Annotated in this window: 16 protein-coding genes; 6 read left to right on the top strand and 10 right to left on the bottom strand. The window is 71.9% G+C overall.

Annotated elements, in window-relative coordinates:
• Positions 1–32: 32 nt before the first annotated feature.
• Positions 33–329: a CD225/dispanin family protein gene (locus ML5_RS02465; RefSeq protein WP_013288509.1), complete on the bottom strand. Its 297-nt coding sequence runs from the start codon at positions 327–329 to the stop codon at positions 33–35.
• 178 nt (positions 330–507) lie between these two features.
• Here ML5_RS02465 and purN point away from each other — a divergent pair, with 178 nt between their 5' ends.
• The 3 genes from purN (at position 508) to ML5_RS02450 (ending at position 3296) form a co-directional block, all read left to right on the top strand.
• A complete protein-coding gene (gene purN, locus ML5_RS02460) occupies positions 508–1128 on the top strand; it encodes a phosphoribosylglycinamide formyltransferase (protein ID WP_013288508.1) in 621 nt (206 codons plus the stop codon).
• Positions 1125–2699 carry a bifunctional phosphoribosylaminoimidazolecarboxamide formyltransferase/IMP cyclohydrolase gene (purH, locus tag ML5_RS02455; RefSeq protein WP_013473624.1) on the top strand — a complete coding sequence of 525 codons (1575 nt, stop codon included), beginning with the start codon at positions 1125–1127 and terminating at the stop codon, positions 2697–2699. The genes purN and purH overlap by 4 nt, the downstream gene beginning before the upstream one ends.
• 147 nt (positions 2700–2846) lie before the next feature.
• Positions 2847–3296: a hypothetical protein gene (locus tag ML5_RS02450; RefSeq protein ID WP_013473623.1), complete on the top strand. Its 450-nt coding sequence runs from the start codon at positions 2847–2849 to the stop codon at positions 3294–3296.
• A 220-nt stretch (positions 3297–3516) separates the two neighbouring features.
• On the opposite strand, the gene ML5_RS02445 is transcribed toward ML5_RS02450, so the two are convergent.
• From ML5_RS02445 to ML5_RS02425, 5 genes are all read right to left on the bottom strand, one after another.
• Positions 3517–4545, bottom strand: a complete 1029-nt coding sequence (locus tag ML5_RS02445) for an ABC transporter ATP-binding protein (RefSeq protein WP_013288505.1) — start codon at positions 4543–4545, stop codon at positions 3517–3519.
• Positions 4529–5566 carry an ABC transporter ATP-binding protein gene (locus ML5_RS02440; protein WP_013473622.1) on the bottom strand — a complete coding sequence of 346 codons (1038 nt, stop codon included), beginning with the start codon at positions 5564–5566 and terminating at the stop codon, positions 4529–4531. Before ML5_RS02440 ends, ML5_RS02445 begins: the two co-directional genes overlap by 17 nt.
• A 7-nt stretch (positions 5567–5573) precedes the next feature.
• Positions 5574–6530, bottom strand: coding sequence for an ABC transporter permease (locus ML5_RS02435; RefSeq protein WP_013473621.1), 957 nt, complete (start codon positions 6528–6530; stop codon positions 5574–5576).
• Positions 6531–6548: 18 nt separating this feature from the next.
• The gene (locus ML5_RS02430; RefSeq protein WP_013473620.1) at positions 6549–7487 is read right to left on the bottom strand and encodes an ABC transporter permease; all 939 of its coding nucleotides are present in this window, start codon (positions 7485–7487) and stop codon (positions 6549–6551) included.
• 89 nt (positions 7488–7576) lie between these two features.
• Positions 7577–9175 (bottom strand): ABC transporter substrate-binding protein, encoded by a 1599-nt coding sequence (locus tag ML5_RS02425; RefSeq protein WP_013473619.1) that lies wholly within the window; start codon positions 9173–9175, stop codon positions 7577–7579.
• Positions 9176–9565: 390 nt separating this feature from the next.
• Between ML5_RS02425 and ML5_RS02420 the strand changes: the two genes are divergently transcribed.
• A complete protein-coding gene (locus ML5_RS02420; protein WP_013288500.1) occupies positions 9566–10429 on the top strand; it encodes a bifunctional methylenetetrahydrofolate dehydrogenase/methenyltetrahydrofolate cyclohydrolase in 864 nt (287 codons plus the stop codon).
• Positions 10430–10527: 98 nt separating this feature from the next.
• Positions 10528–11478, top strand: a complete 951-nt coding sequence (gene mdh / locus ML5_RS02415; protein WP_013288499.1) for a malate dehydrogenase — start codon at positions 10528–10530, stop codon at positions 11476–11478.
• 124 nt (positions 11479–11602) lie between these two features.
• On the opposite strand, the gene ML5_RS02410 is transcribed toward mdh, so the two are convergent.
• Positions 11603–12400 carry an MBL fold metallo-hydrolase gene (locus ML5_RS02410; protein WP_013473618.1) on the bottom strand — a complete coding sequence of 266 codons (798 nt, stop codon included), beginning with the start codon at positions 12398–12400 and terminating at the stop codon, positions 11603–11605.
• 139 nt (positions 12401–12539) lie between these two features.
• Here ML5_RS02410 and ML5_RS02405 point away from each other — a divergent pair, with 139 nt between their 5' ends.
• Entirely contained in the window at positions 12540–13757 is a 1218-nt protein-coding gene (locus tag ML5_RS02405; protein WP_013288497.1) for an NADP-dependent isocitrate dehydrogenase, read from the top strand.
• Positions 13758–14069: 312 nt separating this feature from the next.
• On the opposite strand, the gene galT is transcribed toward ML5_RS02405, so the two are convergent.
• The 3 genes from galT to cysC form a co-directional block, all read right to left on the bottom strand.
• Positions 14070–15143, bottom strand: a complete 1074-nt coding sequence (galT, locus tag ML5_RS02400; RefSeq protein WP_013473617.1) for a galactose-1-phosphate uridylyltransferase — start codon at positions 15141–15143, stop codon at positions 14070–14072.
• The gene (locus tag ML5_RS02395) at positions 15140–15928 is read right to left on the bottom strand and encodes a DeoR/GlpR family DNA-binding transcription regulator (protein ID WP_013288495.1); all 789 of its coding nucleotides are present in this window, start codon (positions 15926–15928) and stop codon (positions 15140–15142) included. Before ML5_RS02395 ends, galT begins: the two co-directional genes overlap by 4 nt.
• A gap of 178 nt (positions 15929–16106) precedes the next feature.
• Complete coding sequence (gene cysC, locus ML5_RS02390) at positions 16107–17636, bottom strand: adenylyl-sulfate kinase (protein WP_013473616.1); 1530 nt, start codon at positions 17634–17636, stop codon at positions 16107–16109.
• Positions 17637–17875 lie beyond the last annotated feature (239 nt).

Here is a 17875-nt window from a genome sequence, read left to right as displayed (position 1 = left end):
CTGGTGCTCCTCAGATCGGTTCGGGTTGTCGGTCAGTTGCTGCCGCTGTTGCCGGCGAGACCAGCAAGGCCGCCGAGGAGGCAACATCCCACCACGATGATGCCGATCCAGATCAGGCCGACGATGAGGGCCCACTTGGACCACTTCTTGGACTCGGCGGCGGCGGCTTGGGCGCCCGCGTAGTCACCCTGCTGGATCAGCGGGTTGACCTTCGACGCGTTGATGATGGCCGGGATCGCGAGCGGCCAGAACAGGAAGATCGCGACGATGGACATCGTCATGTTGTTGTCGATCTGCTGCGGCTGCTGCGGGGGGTATCCGGGCTGCATGCGAAGTACTCCTCGGTCCGGTGGCACGCGGCGTGCCGGGTTCACTGGGGGTGCGGGCCGGGCACGGGGCCGGACACCGGGCGACCGGCAGCGTACCGCGATCACGCCACCGGGGAGGTCACCCGATGAGCCGCCGCCCCGCGGCCGGGCCGCCTGACCTGCCCGATAGGGTTGCCCGGTGACCGAGCCCGCGTCCGTCGCCCGCCTCGTCGTCCTCGTCTCCGGTTCCGGCAGCAACCTCCAGGCGCTGCTGGACGCCACCGCCGACCCCGGGTACGGCGCCCGGGTGGTCGCCGTCGGCGCCGACCGGGACGGGATCGCCGGCCTGGACCGGGCCGCCGCAGCCGGTGTGCCGTCCTTCGTCGAGCGCGTCAAGGACCACCCCACCCGCGCCGACTGGGACAAGGCGCTCGCCGCGCGGGTCGCCGAGCACCGGCCCGACCTGGTCATCAGCGCCGGGTTCCTCAAGCTGGTCGGTCCGGAGTTCCTGGCCGCGTTCGGCGACCGCTACCTCAACACGCACAACACGCTGCTGCCGGCGTTCCCCGGCATCCACGGCCCCCGCGACGCGCTGGCGTACGGCGTCAAGGTCACCGGGGCCACCCTGTTCTTCGTCGACGCCGGCATGGACACCGGCCCGATCGTGGCCCAGGTCGCCGTGCCGGTGCAGGACGACGACGACGAGGACACGCTCACCGAGCGCATCAAGTCCGCCGAGCGGCGCCAGCTCGTCGAGCAGGTCGGCCGCCTGGTCCGTGAAGGTTGGACGATCACCGGCAGAAAGGTCACCATCCCGTGAACGCCACTGAGGACGCCGGCCGCCGCCCGATCCGGCGCGCGCTGGTCAGCGTCTACGACAAGACCGGCCTGGCCGAGCTGGCCCGTGCCCTGCACGAGGCCGGCGTGGAGATCGTGTCGACCGGGAGCACCGCGTCGACGATCTCCGGCGCCGGGGTGCCGGTGACGCCGGTCGAGCAGGTCACCGGCTTCCCGGAGATCCTCGACGGGCGGGTCAAGACGCTGCACCCGAAGATCCACGGCGGCCTCCTCGCCGACCTGCGCAAGGACGCGCACGCCGCGCAGCTCGACGAGCACGGCATCGCCGGCATCGACCTGCTGGTCTCCAACCTGTACCCGTTCCAGGCCACCGTCGCCTCCGGCGCCGACACCGACGAGTGCGTCGAGCAGATCGACATCGGCGGTCCGGCGATGGTGCGGGCCGCGGCGAAGAACCACGCCTCGGTGGCGGTGGTGACCGACCCGGCCGCGTACCCGGCGGTGGTGGCCGCGCTCGCGGAGGGCGGCTTCACGCCGGCCCGGCGCCGGGCGCTGGCGGCCCGCGCGTTCGCCGACATCGCCGACTACGACGTCGCGGTGGCCGACTGGTTCGCCACCACCGTGTCGCCGGCCGAGGACGGCTGGCCGGAGTTCGCCGGGCTGGCACTGCGCCGCCAGGCGGTGCTGCGGTACGGCGAGAACCCGCACCAGGCGGCGGCGCTCTACACCGACCCGGGCGCGCCGGCCGGGCTGGCCCAGGCCGAGCAGCTGCACGGCAAGGAGATGTCCTACAACAACTACGTCGACGCGGACGCCGCCTGGCGGGCCGCCAACGACTTCGCGGACCAGCCGGCGGTGGCGATCATCAAGCACGCCAACCCGTGCGGCATCGCTGTCGGTGCGGACGTGGCCGAGGCGCACCGCAAGGCGCACGCCTGCGACCCGGTCTCCGCGTTCGGCGGCGTGATCGCGGTGAACCGGCCGGTCGACGCGGCGATGGCCGGCCAGGTCGCGGAGATCTTCACCGAGGTGCTCGTGGCGCCCGGCTTCGACGAGGACGCGCTGGAGCTGCTGCGGGCCAAGAAGAACCTCCGCCTGCTGCGGGCGCCCGAGTTCGCCGTGCGGCCCGCGGAGTGGCGGCAGGTCAGCGGTGGCGTGCTGGTGCAGACGCGGGACGCCGTCGACGCGCCCGGCGACGACCCGTCCGGCTGGACGCTCGCGACCGGCGACCCGGCCGACGAGGTGACACTGCGCGACCTGGCGTTCGCCTGGCGGGCGGTCCGCGCGGTCAAGAGCAACGCGATCCTGCTGGCCCGCGACGGCGCCACCGTCGGTGTCGGCATGGGCCAGGTCAACCGGGTGGACTCGGCGCGGCTGGCGGTCAGCCGGGCCGGTGACGAGCGGGCCCGCGGCTCGGTCTGCGCCTCGGACGCGTTCTTCCCGTTCGCCGACGGTCCGCAGATCCTCATCGACGCCGGGGTGCGGGCGATCGTTCAGCCCGGCGGATCGATCCGGGACGAGGAGACCATCGCGGCCTGCAAGGCGGCCGGCGTGACCATGTACCTCACCGGCACCCGGCACTTCTTCCACTGACGAGTCCGGCCTCCGGGTGCGTCGGTCGTCCATCCGACGACTGACGCACCCGGACGTCGTGCCGTTGCCCGCCGCGGGAGGCGGTTGCTAGCGTGTGGGCGGCGACGATCGAGCGTCTCCGCTGTCTGTGAGCCCGGCAGGTGTGCCATGCGCGTTCGCGACCGGTTGACCGCCGTCGTCGTCACGCTGGCGTTCGTCCTGGCCGGACTGGGAGCGGCAGCCGCACCCGCCGTCACCGCACCGGCCGTCGCCCCGATCGTCGAAGCGCTCGCCGCCGCACGGCCCGCTCCCGACGTCGCACCACCCGTCGAAGCGCTCGCCGCCGAGCCGGCCGCCGCCTCGGCGAGCGGAACGAGCCCGGCCGCGCTGCGTGCCGCGTACCCCCGAATCTCCTGGTCGGAGCTTGCCGCCGGGCCGTGGGACGACCACGGCGGCGGTCTCGGCTACGCCGACGGACCGGACGACCTGGCCCCGGCCGCGCTCCCGCGCATGGCCGGTCCGGCGGTGCCGGAGCCGGTCGTGCCCGCGCCCCGGCCGCCTGTCGTGCCGCTGCCGCCGCGCGGCCCGCTCGCCGCGCGCGCCCCGCCGGCCGCCTGAGCCGCACCGAACCCGCAGCCCGCACCGGGACGCGCGCTCGCGCCGCACCGGACACCGCCGCGTCGACCCGGCGGTCTCCGCCGCGAGCTGCCGTCCACCGGTACGGCGGCGCGCCTCACGCCGCCGGGCCGCCTCGGGTTCGTCCCGGGTCCGCCTTCCGCACGCGTGCCCGCATCGGAGGCCCCGCCCCCTCTTCCTCCGGGGGACGGGGCCTTCGTCGTCACGCCTCGGTGCGTACCTCGGCGAAGTGGCAGGCGCTGGGGTGCGGGTCCGCCGCGCGCGGTACCGCCTGCGGGTCCTGCGTCGCGCAGACCTCCTCGGCCTTCCAGCAGCGGGTCCGGAAGTGGCAGCCGGACGGCGGCTCGGCCGGGCTCGGCACGTCGCCGGTGAGCCGGATGATGGTCCGCCGGTCGCGGGCCTCCGGGTCGGGCACCGGCACCGCCGACAGCAGCGCCTGGGTGTACGGGTGGGTCGCGCGCTGGTAGATCTGCTCCTCGGTGCCGATCTCCACGATCCGGCCCAGGTACATCACCGCCACCCGGTCGGAGATGTGCCGGACCACCGACAGGTCGTGGGCGATGAAGATGTACGACAGCCCCAGCTCGTCCTGGAGCTGCTCCAGCAGGTTGATCACCTGGGCCTGGATGGAGACGTCCAGGGCCGACACCGGCTCGTCGCAGACGATGATCTCGGGCCGCAGCGCGAGCGCCCGGGCGATGCCGATGCGCTGCCGCTGACCGCCGGAGAACTGGTGCGGGTAGCGGTTGACGTGCTCCGGGTTGAGCCCGACCACGTCCAGCAGCTCCTGCACCCGCTGCCGCCTGCTGCGCTTCGGTGCCGCCTCCGGGTGGATCTCGAACGGCTCGCCGATGATGTCGCCGACAGTCATGCGCGGGTTCAGCGAGGTGTACGGGTCCTGCATCACCATCTGCATGTTCCGCCGCAGCCGGCGCAGGTCCGCCCCTGCCGCCCGGAGCAGGTCGCGCCCCTCCAGCGTGACCCGCCCGGCGGTCGGCGTCTCCAGGCGCATGAGCAGCCGGGCCAGCGTGGACTTGCCGCACCCGGACTCGCCGACCACGCCGAGCGTCTCACCGCGCCGCAGCTCGAACGAGACGCCGTCGACCGCCTTGACCTGGCCGATGGTCTTCTTGAACAGCACGCCCTGGCTGATCGGGAAGTGCTTGACCAGCTGGTCGACGGCGAGGATCGTCTCGCCGCGCACCTTGGCGGGTTCAGCCGTCGCGGTCATCGTGCACCTCCTGGGCGAAGTGGCACGCGCTGGTCCGCCCGTCGGCGAGCACCAGGTCGTGCGGCACCTCGTCCACACAGACCGGCTGGACGTACGGGCACCGGGGGTGGAACGGGCAGCCGGACGGGATCGCCATCAGGTTCGGCGGCAGCCCGCGGATGCTGGACAGCGCCTGGCCGCGCACGTCCAGGCGCGGGATCGACTCCAGCAACCCCTTCGTGTACGGGTGGGCCGGCGCCCGGTACAGCGCATGCACGTCGGCGTGCTCGACGATGCGGCCCGCGTACATGACCGCGATCCGGTCGGCGACGCCGGCGACCACGCCCAGGTCGTGGGTGATCAGGACGAGCGCCATGCCGAGATCCCGGCGCAGGTCGGCCAGGAGGTCCATGATCTGCGCCTGCACCGTGACGTCCAGCGCGGTGGTCGGCTCGTCGGCGATCAGCACCTTCGGGTCCAGCGCCAGCGCCATCGCGATCATGACGCGTTGCCGCATGCCGCCGGAGAACTGGTGCGGGTAGTCGCCGAGCCGCTTCGCCGCGGCCGGGATCCGGACCAGATCCATCAGTTCGACGGTGCGCCTGCGCGCGTCGGCCCGCGACATCCCGGCCCGCTCGCGCAGCGACTCGCCGATCTGCCAGCCGACCGGGAAGACCGGGTTCAACGCCGACAACGCGTCCTGGAAGATCATCGCGATCTCGGCGCCGCGGATCTGCCGGCGCTCCTCCTCCGGGCGGGTGAGCAGGTCCCGCCCCTGGTAGAGGATCTGCCCGGCGCGCACGTACGCGGGCGGGGTGTCCAGGATGCCCATGATCGCCTGGGCGGTGACGGACTTGCCGGAGCCGGACTCGCCCAGCACCGCGAGCGTCTCACCGGCGTCCAGGTGGTACGTCACCCCGTTGATCACCCGGGCCACGCCCTCCCGGGTACGGAACTCGACGTGCAGGTCCCGTACCTCCAGCAGGTGCCCGCCGGGCGGCGTGGGTGAGGCCGGCGTGGGCCGGACCGCGTTCTGCGTCATGAGGAAGTCACCGCAGCTTCGGGTCGAAGGCGTCGCGGATCGCGTCGCCGAGCATGATGAAGGCGAGCACGGTCAGGGCCAGGAACGTCGACGGCACGATCAGCGGTGTCGCCGACTCGCGCATGTGCACCCGGCCGGCGTCGATGTCGATGCCCCAGGAGATGGTCGGCGCCTTCAGGCCGATGCCGAGGAAGCTCAGCGTCGCCTCGGCCGCGATGAACGACCCGAGCGCGATGGTGAGCACCACGATGGCCGGGGCGAGCGCGTTCGGCAGGATGTGCCGCCACATGATCCGGCCGTTGCCGGCCCCGAGCATCCGGGCTGCGGCCACGTAGTCCTGCTCACGGGCGGTGATCACCGAGGAACGGACCACCCGGGCCGCGGTGGTCCATCCGAGCAGCGCCAGGACGAGGATCACCGCGAACAGGCGTACCGTCTCGCCGCTCGTGCTCACGCGCTTGAGCAGCACGATCGCGGCGAGCAGCAGCGGGATCCCGAGCACGATGTCGATCACCCGGGACAGCACCGCGTCGACCCACCCGCCGAAGTAGCCGGCGACCATGCCGACGACGAGCGCGATCACGCCGGTGATCAGCGCGGAGAACGCGCCCACGAGCAGCGAGGCGCGGGCGCCGTAGACCGCGCGGGCGAACGTGTCGCAGCCCTGGAAGTCGTACCCGAAGACGGCTCCGCCGGACGGCCCGGCGTGCTGCCGCGACAGCACGCAGTCGCGCGGGTCGTTGGCGGCGAACAGCCCCGGCGCCACGGCCATCGCGGCGACCAGCACCACCAGGAGCAGGCTGATCCAGAAGACCGGGTTGCGGCGCAGGTCCCGCCAGGCGTCACCGGCCAGGCTGCGGGCCCGGTCCGGCCGCCCGGCCCGCCCGGGCGTGCCCGGTTCGCCTGACACACCGCGTCGCGCGGCCTGGTTCTCGGTAGCCGCCACCGTCTCGAAGTCGCTCACTGCGGCACCTCGCTGCGCTCACTCATAGCGGATCCTCGGGTCGAGGACGGCGTAGAGCACGTCCACCACCAGGTTGGACAGCAGGTAGACCACGACGAGCACGCTGACGATGCCGACCACAAGCGGGCCGTCCTCGGTGCGGATGCCGCGGAACAGGTTGAAGCCGACGCCCGGGACGTTGAACACGCCCTCGGTGATGATCGCGCCGCCCATCAGGTTGCCCAGCTCGACGCCGAGGAAGGTGACCACCGGGATGAGCGAGTTGCGCAGCACGTGCACGCCGACGATGCGGCGCCGCCGCAGGCCCTTGGAGCGGGCGGTGCGGACGTAGTCGGCGCGCAGGTTCTCGGTCACCGAGGTACGCGTCAGCCGCAGCGCGGTGGCCAGCGACAACGAGCCGAGCACGATGCCGGGCAGCAGCAACGCGTAGAAGGAGGGTTGCGCTCCGGCGGTGGGCGGGAAGATCGGCCAGCGTACGCCGAGGAAGTACTGCGCCAGCGGGGCCAGCACGATGGTGGGGATGCCGAGCACCAGCAGCGTGAGCACGAGCGTGGCGTGGTCGAACACGCCGGAGCGGCGGATCGCCGCGATCACGCCGGCGGTGACCCCGAAGATCACCGTCACGGCCATCGCGATCACCGCGAGCTTCAGGGTGACCGGCCAGGCGGCGGCGAGGATGTCGCTGATCTGCCGCCCGGTCAGCGACTGCCCGAGGTCGCCCTGGACCAGGCCGCCCAGGTAGTCGAAGTAGCGGTAGAAGAAGCCGCCGACACCCGTCGCGTCCAGGTGGTACTTCTCGGTCAGGTAGGCCCGCTGCGCGGCGGTCACCGGCCGCTCCCCGGCGAGGGCCTGGATCGGGTCGCCCTGCCCGGCGAACATCAACGCGTAGACGATCAGCGTGGTCCCGAAGAAGGCGAGGACCATCTGGAGTAGTCGCCGCAGGATGAAGCGGAGCATGCTGGCAAGTCTGCCGAAATCAGGCTAAATACGTGCCAATGCGAGGGCCGGGCCACCCGGTGGGGGTGGCCCGGCCCGTCAGCGGGGTGTCAGGCGCGTTCGATCTTCAGCAGATCCACCCGGTCGAAGAGGTCCACGTGGACGTTCTTGACCTTGGTCGAGTGGCCGAAGTTGTTCTGCCCGTACCGCAGCGGGATCACCGGCATGTCCTGCGCGAGCAGGTCCTCCGCCGCCTGGTACTTCTTGATCGCCTCGTCCTCGGTCGCCGCGCGGGCGCCCTCGGCGAGCAGCTTGTCGAACTCCGGGTTGCTGTAGCCGTAGTAGTTCGACGAGCCGGTGGTGCTGTACAGCGGGCCGAGGTAGTTCTCCATGGACGGGTAGTCCATGACCCAGCCCATCCGGAACAGGCCGACCGGCTGCTTCTGCTTGAGCTTGGTCAGCAGGTCCGCGAACTTCGGCTCGGCGGTGCCCACGCACTCCACACCCAGGTTGGCCTTGAGCTGGTTGCATGTGGCGTCGATCCAGTCCTTGTGGCCGCCGTCGCCGTTGTAGGACAGCTCGATCTTCTTCGGGCCGCCCGCGGCCTCGTACATGGCCTTGGCCTTGACCGGGTCGAACGCGCCCGCCGTGCCGATGGTGTTCTCCCGGTAACCGGCGACCACCGGCGAGACGAACGAGCGAGCCGGCTGCTGCGAGTCCTTGAAGATCGACTTGGTGATCTCGTCCCGGTCGATCGCCATCGAGATCGCCTTGCGCACCTCGGGCTTGCTGAACTCCTCCTGGAACGTCGGGAAGGCCAGCACCTGCAGCGACGAGGCCGGGCTCTGCTGGAAGCGGTCGCCCAGGTCGGTCGCGGCGGTCGACAGGTTCTCGGTCGGGATCGTCTTGATCACGTCGAGGTTGTCCGACAGCACGTCCGCGTACGCCGCGGTCGGCTGCTGGTAGATGCGGAACTCGACGCCGCCGACCTTGGGCTGCTGGCCCGGGAACGCGTCGTAGCGCTCCACCTCGACCTTGGCGTCGTGCTGCCAGCTGCCCTTCATCTTGAACGGGCCCTGGCCGATCGGCGCCTGCTCGTAGCCCTCGGCGAGCACGCCCGGGGCGGAGAAGGCCGCCTTGGGCAGCGGGTAGAAGGCGGTGTAGCCGAGCATGGACTTGAAGTCCACGTACGGCTGGCTGAGCGTCACGGTGAAGGTCAGGTCGTCGACCTTCTTCAGGCCGCTCATCGTCGTCGCCTTCGGGCTCTCGCCCTGGAGGTCGTCGTAGCCGGCCACCTTCTCGAAGAAGTAGCTGGAGTTCTGACCGTTCGGCGCGTATGCGCCGTAGTTCCAGGCGTCGATGTAGTTGTCGGCGGTGACCTTCTCGCCGTTGTGGAACGTGTAGCCGGGCTTCAGCTTGACCGTCCAGACCTTGTTGTCGGACGTCGTCACCGAGTCGGCCGCCACCTCGTGCGGCTTGTTCGCCTCGTCGTAGTCGACGAGCGGGCTGAACAGGGCCGACAGGACCTGGGAGCCGCTCGTCTCGTTGGTGTTTGTGGGCACGAGGTGCTGCGGCTCGGCGATCTCGATCCGCACGGCCGCATCGGAGTCGCCGGCACCGCCGCCGCCACCGCCCGAGCCGCAGGCCGTCAGGCCGAGCGTCACCGCGAGCGGAAGCGCGGCCCAGGCCGCGAGCCTACGAACACGCATGGAGTCTCCTCATCTCCTCACGCTGCGCGGTCGTCCCGGCGCTGGGTGACTCTGCGCAACGAGCGGTAACGGTAGGTCGCGATCCGGCCCGTCGACAACTAGTGCGTGGTCAGCTGATGACGGATCGTGTTCGGCGGGCCTTGCCGCTGTTGTCCGCGCGTGCTAAACCTCGCCCCTACCTGGCCTTTTATTCGCCCCTGGTGGTCCGTTCGAGGTCGGTCAAGCGCGTCTGCGACGTCCGGCCCGCCTGTCCGGTCCCTGCCCGTCCGGGCGTGTCAGGGCCGCCGTGTCACGGTGACTGGTCACTCTCCGTGAGTTAGGGCACGTTGCGGAGCGTGATCGTCGGCCGTCGTCGTCCGGGCCCGCCCGCAGCCGTGAGACGATCACGACGTGACGGCGACGATCCTGGACGGCAAGGCCACCGCGGCGGAGATCAAGGACGAGCTACGGGCCCGGGTGAAGGCGCTCGCGGAACGCGGCATCACCCCTGGCCTCGGCACCGTGCTGGTCGGGGAGGACCCCGGCTCCCAGGCGTACGTCAACGGCAAGCACCGTGACTGCGCCGAGGTCGGCATCGCCTCGCTGCGGGTCGCACTGCCGGCCGACGCCAGCCAGGAGCAGCTCGACGCGGCGCTGGCCGAGCTGAACGCCGACCCGGCCTGCCACGGCTACATCGTCCAGCTCCCGCTCCCCGGGCACCTCGACACCCAGCGCGCGCTGGAGTCGATCGACCCGGACAAGGACGCCGACGGGCTGCACCCGGTCAACCTGGGCCGGCTCGTCCTCGGGTACGACGCGCCGCTGCCCTGCACCCCGCGCGGCATCGTGGAGCTGCTGCGCCGGCACGACGTGCCGCTGCGCGGCGCGAACGTGGCTGTCGTCGGCCGGGGCAACACGGTCGGCCGCCCGCTGGGCCTGCTGCTGACCCGGCGCAGCGAGAACGCCACCGTGACGCTCTGCCACACCGGCACGCTCGACCTGGCCGCGCACACCCGCGCCGCCGACGTCGTGATCGTCGCCGCCGGTGTGCCCGGGCTGCTCACCGCCGACATGATCAACCCGGGCGCGACGGTGGTGGACGTCGGGATCACGCGGGTCATCGGCGAGGACGGCAAGGGCCGCTACACCGGCGACGTGGACCCGGAAGTCGCCGAGGTCGCCGGGAAGCTGGTGCCGATGCCCGGCGGCGTCGGTCCGATGACCCGGGCGATGCTGCTGACGAACGTGGTCGAACGGGCCGAGCGGACCGCCTGACACCCACCCAGGTCATAACCGTCCGCCCCTGACCCGATCGGTGCCAGGATGGCTGATACGGTCCGGAAAACCGACTGGTATCAGGGAGTGGGACGACCATGGGTAAGAAGGTCACTGTCGTCGGCGCCGGCTTCTACGGCTCGACCACCGCACAGCGCCTGGCCGAGTACGACGTCTTCGACACCGTCGTGATCACCGACATCGTGGAGGGCAAGCCGGCGGGTCTCGCGCTCGACCTCAACCAGTCCCGCGCGGTCGAGGGCTTCGAGACCAAGGTCGTGGGCGTCACCACCGGCCCGAACGGCGAGGGCTACGAGGCCATCGAGGGCTCGGACGTCGTCGTCATCACCGCCGGCCTGCCGCGCAAGCCGGGCATGAGCCGGATGGACCTGCTGGAGACCAACGCCAAGATCGTCCGGCAGGTCGCCGAGAACGTCGCCAAGTACGCTCCGAACGCCGTCGTCATCGTGGTGTCGAACCCGCTCGACGAGATGACCGCGCTGGCCCAGCTCGCCACCCAGTTCCCGAAGAACCGGGTGCTCGGCCAGGCCGGCATGCTGGACACCGCCCGCTTCACCAACTTCGTCGCCGAGGCGCTGAGCGTACCGGTGAAGTCGGTACGGACCCTGACGCTCGGCTCGCACGGCGACACGATGGTCCCGGTGCCGTCGAAGAGCACCGTGAACGGCAAGCCGCTGCGTGACGTCATGCCGGCCGAGCAGATCGAGGAGCTGGTCGTCAAGACCCGCAACGGTGGCGCCGAGGTCGTCGCGCTGCTCAAGACCGGTTCGGCGTACTACGCCCCGTCCGCCGCCGCGGCCCGGATGGCGAAGGCCGTCGCCGAGGACTCCGGCGCCGTCATGCCGGTCTGCGCCTGGGTCGACGGCGAGTACGGCATCTCCGGCGTCTACCTGGGCGTCGAGGCCGAGATCGGCGCCGAGGGCGTGAAGCGGGTCGTCGAGACCGACCTGGACGCCGACGAGCTGGCCGCGCTGAAGGAGGCCGCCGAGGCGGTCCGCGCCAAGCAGGGCGACGTCGCCAGCATGTGACGCCCGTCCCACCGCATCGAAGGCCCGCCGGCTCCGCCGGCGGGCCTTCTGCCGTCCCACCCGCGGTTCTCCCCGTCGATCATGAAGTTGACGGCGTAGTCGATCTCCAATTCCGCCGTCAACTTCATGATCGACGGGGTGGGGGGTGGAGGGTGAAGGGGGCGGTCAGGTGGGGAGTGGCCAGGACGGTGGGGGAGAGGGACGTGAGCAGGTGCTGCCGGGAGTGGCGGGCCGTGGGCTGGTCCTCCTCGTGGGCGTACGCCAGCTCCGGGTCGACCAACTGGATCGCGTGCACCAGCAGGTCGCCGGTGATCAGGAGGCGCTCGTCATCCGCCTCGATGAGCACCGACTGGTGACCCGGCGTGTGGCCGGGCGTGTGCAGCAGCCGTACCCCCGGGGTGAGGGGCGTGTCGCCGTCGACCACCCGCAGCCGGCCGGCGGCGCGCAACGGCGTGAGCAGCCGGGCCGGCAGTTCCGGGTGGAACAGCTCCAGCGCGTCCACCTCGGCGCGCTGGACCAGATGGTCCGCGTTCGGGAACAGCGGACCGGCCCAGCCCACGTGATCGGTGTGCAGATGGGTGAGGACCACGGTGCGGACGTCGGCCGGGCCGATCCCGGCGGCGGCCAGCTCGGCCGGCAGCCGGCCCGGCACCGGCGCCCAGCTCGCGGCGAGCGAGTCGGCCGGGCCGATACCGGCGTCGACAAGCGTGACCGGCCCGTCGCCGGCCCGCACCGCGAACGCGCGGAACCGCAGCCACCACCTGCCGTCGTCGGTGACGGCACCCGGATCGAGCCGGTCGGCAGCCGCCCAGTGCGCCTGGGTGGCACCGGGAAACGCCTCGCCGCGGGGCTGGAAGAAGGGCCCCTCGCCGTCGGAGAGCGCGGTGACCGTGATAGACCCGATGGTGCGGCTGCGCGGCATCGGACGATGATGCCAGCGGCCCGAGGCGCGGCGCAGCCCGCTTTTCCGGCGGCCCACCCGGGCCGCCTGGGGACTGCCGGCCAGTTTCCAGTACGCTCGTACTGCTTGAGCACGTGTCCCCCGAGAGGAGCGCCGGCCGATGGCGAAGATCAAGGTAAACAACCCGGTCGTGGAGATCGACGGCGACGAGATGACCCGGATCATCTGGAAGCAGATCCGGGAGCAGCTGATCCTGCCCTACCTCGACGTCGACCTGCACTACTACGACCTGTCGATCCAGCACCGTGACGCCACCGACGACCAGGTCACGGTCGACGCCGCCAACGCCATCAAGGAGCACGGCGTCGGCGTCAAGTGCGCCACCATCACCCCGGACGAGGCCCGGGTGGAGGAGTTCGGCCTGAAGAAGATGTGGCGGTCGCCGAACGGCACCATCCGCAACATCCTCGGCGGCGTGGTCTTCCGCGAGCCGATCATCATGTCGAACGTGCCGCGGCTCGTCCCGGGCTGGACCAAGCCGATCATCATCGGCCGCCACGCGCACGGCGACCAGTACAAGGCCACCGACTTCGTCGTCCCCGGCCCCGGCACTGTGACCATCACCTACACCCCGGCCGACGGCGGCACGCCGATGGAGATGGAGGTCGCCAACTTCCCCGGCGGCGGCATCGCCATGGGCATGTACAACTACGACGAGTCGATCCGGGACTTCGCCCGCGCCTCGTTCCGGTACGGCCTGGACCGCGGCTACCCGGTCTACATGTCGACCAAGAACACCATCCTCAAGGCGTACGACGGCCGGTTCAAGGACATCTTCGCCGAGGTGTTCGAGAACGAGTTCAAGGCCGAGTTCGAGGCCGCCGGCCTCACCTACGAGCACCGGCTGATCGACGACATGGTCGCCGCCGCGCTCAAGTGGGAGGGCGGATACGTCTGGGCCTGCAAGAACTACGACGGTGACGTGCAGTCCGACACCGTCGCGCAGGGCTTCGGCTCGCTCGGCCTGATGACCTCGGTGCTGCTGTCCCCGGACGGCCGCACCGTCGAGGCCGAGGCCGCCCACGGCACCGTCACCCGGCACTACCGGCAGTACCAGAAGGGCGAGAAGACCTCGACCAACCCGATCGCCTCGATCTACGCCTGGACCCGGGGCCTGGCCCACCGGGGCAAGCTGGACGGCACCCCGGCGGTCACCGAGTTCGCCGACACGCTGGAGAAGGTCATCGTGGACACCGTCGAGGGTGGCCAGATGACCAAGGACCTCGCGCTGCTCATCTCGCGGGACGCCCCGTGGCTGACCACCGACGAGTTCATGAACGCGCTCGACGAGAACCTGGCGCGCAAGCTCGCCGCCTGACGTGCAAGGAAGGGCCCCTTCTTAACGCCTCGCGTTGTAGAAGGGGCCCTTTTTAACACCTCAGGCCCGCCGGGGCGGCGTGACCTCGTTCGGTGCGCCCTCGTTGACAAGGTGGACGAGATGCCAGTCGCGTCCATGAAGGTGGGCCGTGGCCGCGCGCCGGCCGGCCGACCTTCGAGGCTGCTGAGCGCAGCCAGCCGTCCCTTCCCTGCGGGGGGTCCTGTCCCGGGCCCCCCGCGCCCCCTGCTCGGGCCGCGGCTGTTAAGAAGGTGCCCTTCCTCTACCGCAGGCGTTAACAAGGGGCCCCTCCTTTCATCCGGCGCGGAGCAGTTCGGCGGCGCGTTCCGGGGCGATGTCGTTGATGAACACGCCCATGCCGGACTCCGACCCGGCGAGGTACTTCAGCTTGTCCTTGGCCCGCCGGATGCTGAACAGCTGAAGGTGCAGGTGGCCCAGCTCCCTGTCGATCCGTACCGGCGCCTGGTGCCACGCCGCGATGTACGGCATCGGCAGGTCGAACAGCCCGTCGAAGCGGCGCAGCAGATCCAGGTAGAGCGGCCCGAAGGCGTCCCGCTCGGCGTCGTCGAGCGCCGGGATGTCCGGCACCGGCCGGTGTGGCGCCACGTGCACCTCGAACGGCCAGCGCGCCGCCGCCGGGACGTACGCGGTCCAGTGCTCGTTGCTCGTCACCACCCGGTCCCCGGAGGCGCGTTCGGTGGCCAGCACGTCGGCGTAGAGGTTGCCCCCGGTGCGGTCGGCGTACCGGCGGGCGGCGGCCAGCATCGTGCGGGTGCGCGGCGTGACGAACGGGTACGCGTAGATCTGCCCGTGCGGGTGGTGCAGGGTCACCCCGATCTCCACGCCCCGGTTCTCGAACGGGAAGACCTGCTCGACGCCGGGCAGCGCGCTCAGTGCGGTGGTGCGGTCGGCGAGCGCGTCCAGCACCGTCCGCACCCGGTGCGGGGAGAGGCGGGCGAAGGAGGCGTTGTGGTCGTCGGTGAAGCAGACCACCTCGCACTTTCCACGTCCGGGGCGTACCGGGGTGAACGGCGTGATCTCGGCCGGCTCGTCGGCCACCCGCTGGCTCAGCGAGGGGAACCGGTTCTCGAAGACCACCACGTCGTAGTCGGGTGCCGGGATCTCACTGTGCCGCTCACCGCGGGACGGGCACAGCGGGCACTGGTCGGCCGGGGGCAGGAACGTGCGGGTCTGCCGGTGCACCGCCACCGCCACCCACTCGTCGGTCAGCGGGTCGTACCGCAGCTGCGAGGCGGGCGGGGGAGGGGGCAGGTCCCGCCGGTCCGGCTGGTCGCGGACCGCGTCGTCCCGCTCGTCGAAGTAGATCAGCTCGCGGCCGTCGGCCAGCGCGATCTGCGTACGCTTCACTCCGCCCCCCTCGTCGTGGGCACCGTCACCAGCTCACCCACCCTGTCGTCGAGTACCCGTCGGGCCTCGGGTGCCAACCGGTCGTCGGTGACCAGCACGTCCGCCGCCTCCAGCGGCACGATCGACGAGATGCCGACGGTGCCCCACTTGGTGTGGTCGGCGAGCACCACGAGCCGGTCCGCCGCTGCCACGAGCGCCCGGTTCGTGTCCGCCTCCATCAGATTGGGGGTGGTGAAACCGGCCCGTTCGCTGATCCCGTGCACGCCCAGGAAGAGCAGGTCCAGGTGGAGCGCGGCGATCGCGGCCACGGCGAGCGGGCCGACGAGCGCGTCCGACGGTGTGCGTACGCCGCCGGTGAGCACCACCGTCTGGTCGGGCCGGCCGCCGACGTGCAGGGCCTCCGCCACCGGCAGCGAGTTGGTGACCACTGTGAGGCCGGGCACGTCCACCAGCCGCCGGGCCAGCTCGGCGGTGGTGGTGCCGGCGGAGAGCGCGATCGCGGCGCCGGGCCGGACCAGCCCTGCGGCATGCTCGGCGATGGCGGCCTTCTCCGCCGACTGGCGGACGGACTTGGCGTGGAAGCCGGGCTCGTCGGTCGAGCCCGGACCGGCCGGCGTCGCGCCCCCGTGCACCTTGGCGAGCAGGCCCTGCTCGTGCAGCGTGTCCAGGTCGCGCCGGATGGTCATGTCGGAGACGCCGAACTCGGCCGCCAGCTCGGTGACCCGGACGCCGCCGGCGCGGCGCAGTCGTTCCAGGATGGCCGTCTGCCGCTGCCGCGCCAGCATCCCCGGCTCACCTCCGCGCCTCACCGACCCACGCGGGCGCTCCACGCGGTCGAACGTGTTCCAACAAAGACGAACACTACCGCGCAACGAGGGGTGATGCGAGACCGCCGCCGTCCGGAAGCCGGACGACGGCGGTCGAGGGTGCTGGAGTGCCGGGACTCGGCCGGCGGTCAGGCGGTCACGCGGGCTGGAGGCGGGGCTCCACCCAGCCGGTCTCGGTCAGGTGCTCCATCACCTTCCCGATGGCCTCCTCGACGCTCAGATCCGAGGTGTCCACCACCAGGTCGGCGTCGGTGGGCGCCTCGTACGGGTCGTCGATGCCGGTCATCCCGGTGATCAGGCCGGCCCGGGCGCGGGCGTACAGGCCCTTGCGGTCGCGCTGCTCGCAGACCGCCAGCGGCGTCGCCACGTGGACCAGCAGGAAGCCCGCCCCGGCCGTCTCCGCCATCTCCCGGGCGGTGGCGCGGGCCGCCGCGTACGGAGCGATCGGGCAGCAGATGCCGACGCCCCGGTGCCGGGCGATCTCGGCGGCCACCCAGCCGATCCGGCGCACGTTGAGATCCCGGTCGGCCTTGCTGAACCCCAGCCCGGCGGAGAGTTCCCGCCGCACCACGTCGCCGTCGAGCAGCGTGATGGTGCGGTCGCCCTGCTCGCGGAGCACGTCGGCCAGCCCTCGGGCGATCGTCGACTTGCCCGAGCCGGACAGGCCGGTCAGGAAGATCACCAGCCCTCGGTGCCGCCGCGGCGGGCGCGCCCGGGCCAGTTCCTTCGCCACCGCCGGCGGGGTGTGCCACTCGGGCAGCGGGAAACCCCGGTCCAGCAGGTCGTCGATCTCGCGCGCGCTCAGCGCCAGCCGCCGGTTGCGCGGCGGGATGTCCTCGCGCCAGCGCCACTGCCCGTCCCGGTTGTCGTAGGCCAGCTCGCGGGGGACCAGCACGCGCAGACCGGCGCCGGAGAGCATGCCCTCGGTGGAGAGCAGGTGGGTCACGCCGTACGCGGCGGCGACCCGGGCCCGCAGCAGCGCGTCGCTGATCTCGTCGCGCCGCCGGGCCAGCGGCACCGCCACGAGCGTCGCCGGGGGCATCCGGTCGCGGGCGGCGAACACGCTGCGCACCAGCGACTCGGCCGGCAGGCCGCCGATCGACTCCTCGCCCACCGGGATCATCACCAGCAGGTGCGCGCCGAGCGTACGGGCCGCGTGCGCGATCTGCGCCAGCTGCGGCCGGTGCAGGGGACGGTCGGCGAACACGCCGAGCACCCGGCCCGGCGGCAGCAGTCCGCGTACCTCGTCGGGGCCGCGCCGCAGCCGCTGGAACGGCCCGTGGCCGCCGTCGCCCAGGCGGCGCACCGTGCCGCCGACACCCACCATGCCCTCGCGGCCCGGCCAGACGTCGGTCACGTCCATCGCCGCCACCGGCGCGCCCTCGCCGTCGGTGAGCACCACCGCCCGGCGGGCCGGGTCGGCCGGGTCCAGCCCGTCGGCGAGCGCCGCCGGCACCTGGAGTGTCACCGGCACCGGCCACGGCGTGCCGTCGGCCAGCCGGCCGCGCCGGTTCAGCGAGGACAGGTCGGCCCGGCTCATGAAACCGGTGAGCGGTGCGTACGCCCCGCTCAGCAACAACTGGAGATCGGCCAGCTCAGCGGGTCTGGGCGCGTACGACGGCGCATCCCGCAGAACGTCCTCGGGCAGCAGCCACCCGTTGCTCATCGAACCCCCAACTCACCGGCCGGCACACAGTTTCGCAGCCCACCGGCGATCGGTCGAGAGCGCCACCCGGCCTCCCGGTGATCGCCTGTTCCGGCGACCGTGCCGAGGACGAGTCGGGGTCACCGAATCCTTACCGGCGGGCCGCGGCCGGTCGATCGTGCGAACGGCTGCCTGCGCGCGCCGACCGGCCGAGCGCGCGGTCCCGTATCCGCCGGACCGCTCGGCGGAGACGGGACCGG

Source organism: Micromonospora sp. L5 (assembly GCF_000177655.2).
Classification (GTDB): domain Bacteria; phylum Actinomycetota; class Actinomycetes; order Mycobacteriales; family Micromonosporaceae; genus Micromonospora; species Micromonospora aurantiaca.
Note: the sequence above shows the minus strand (reverse complement) of the source record. Positions and strands in the feature narration are given on the sequence as shown.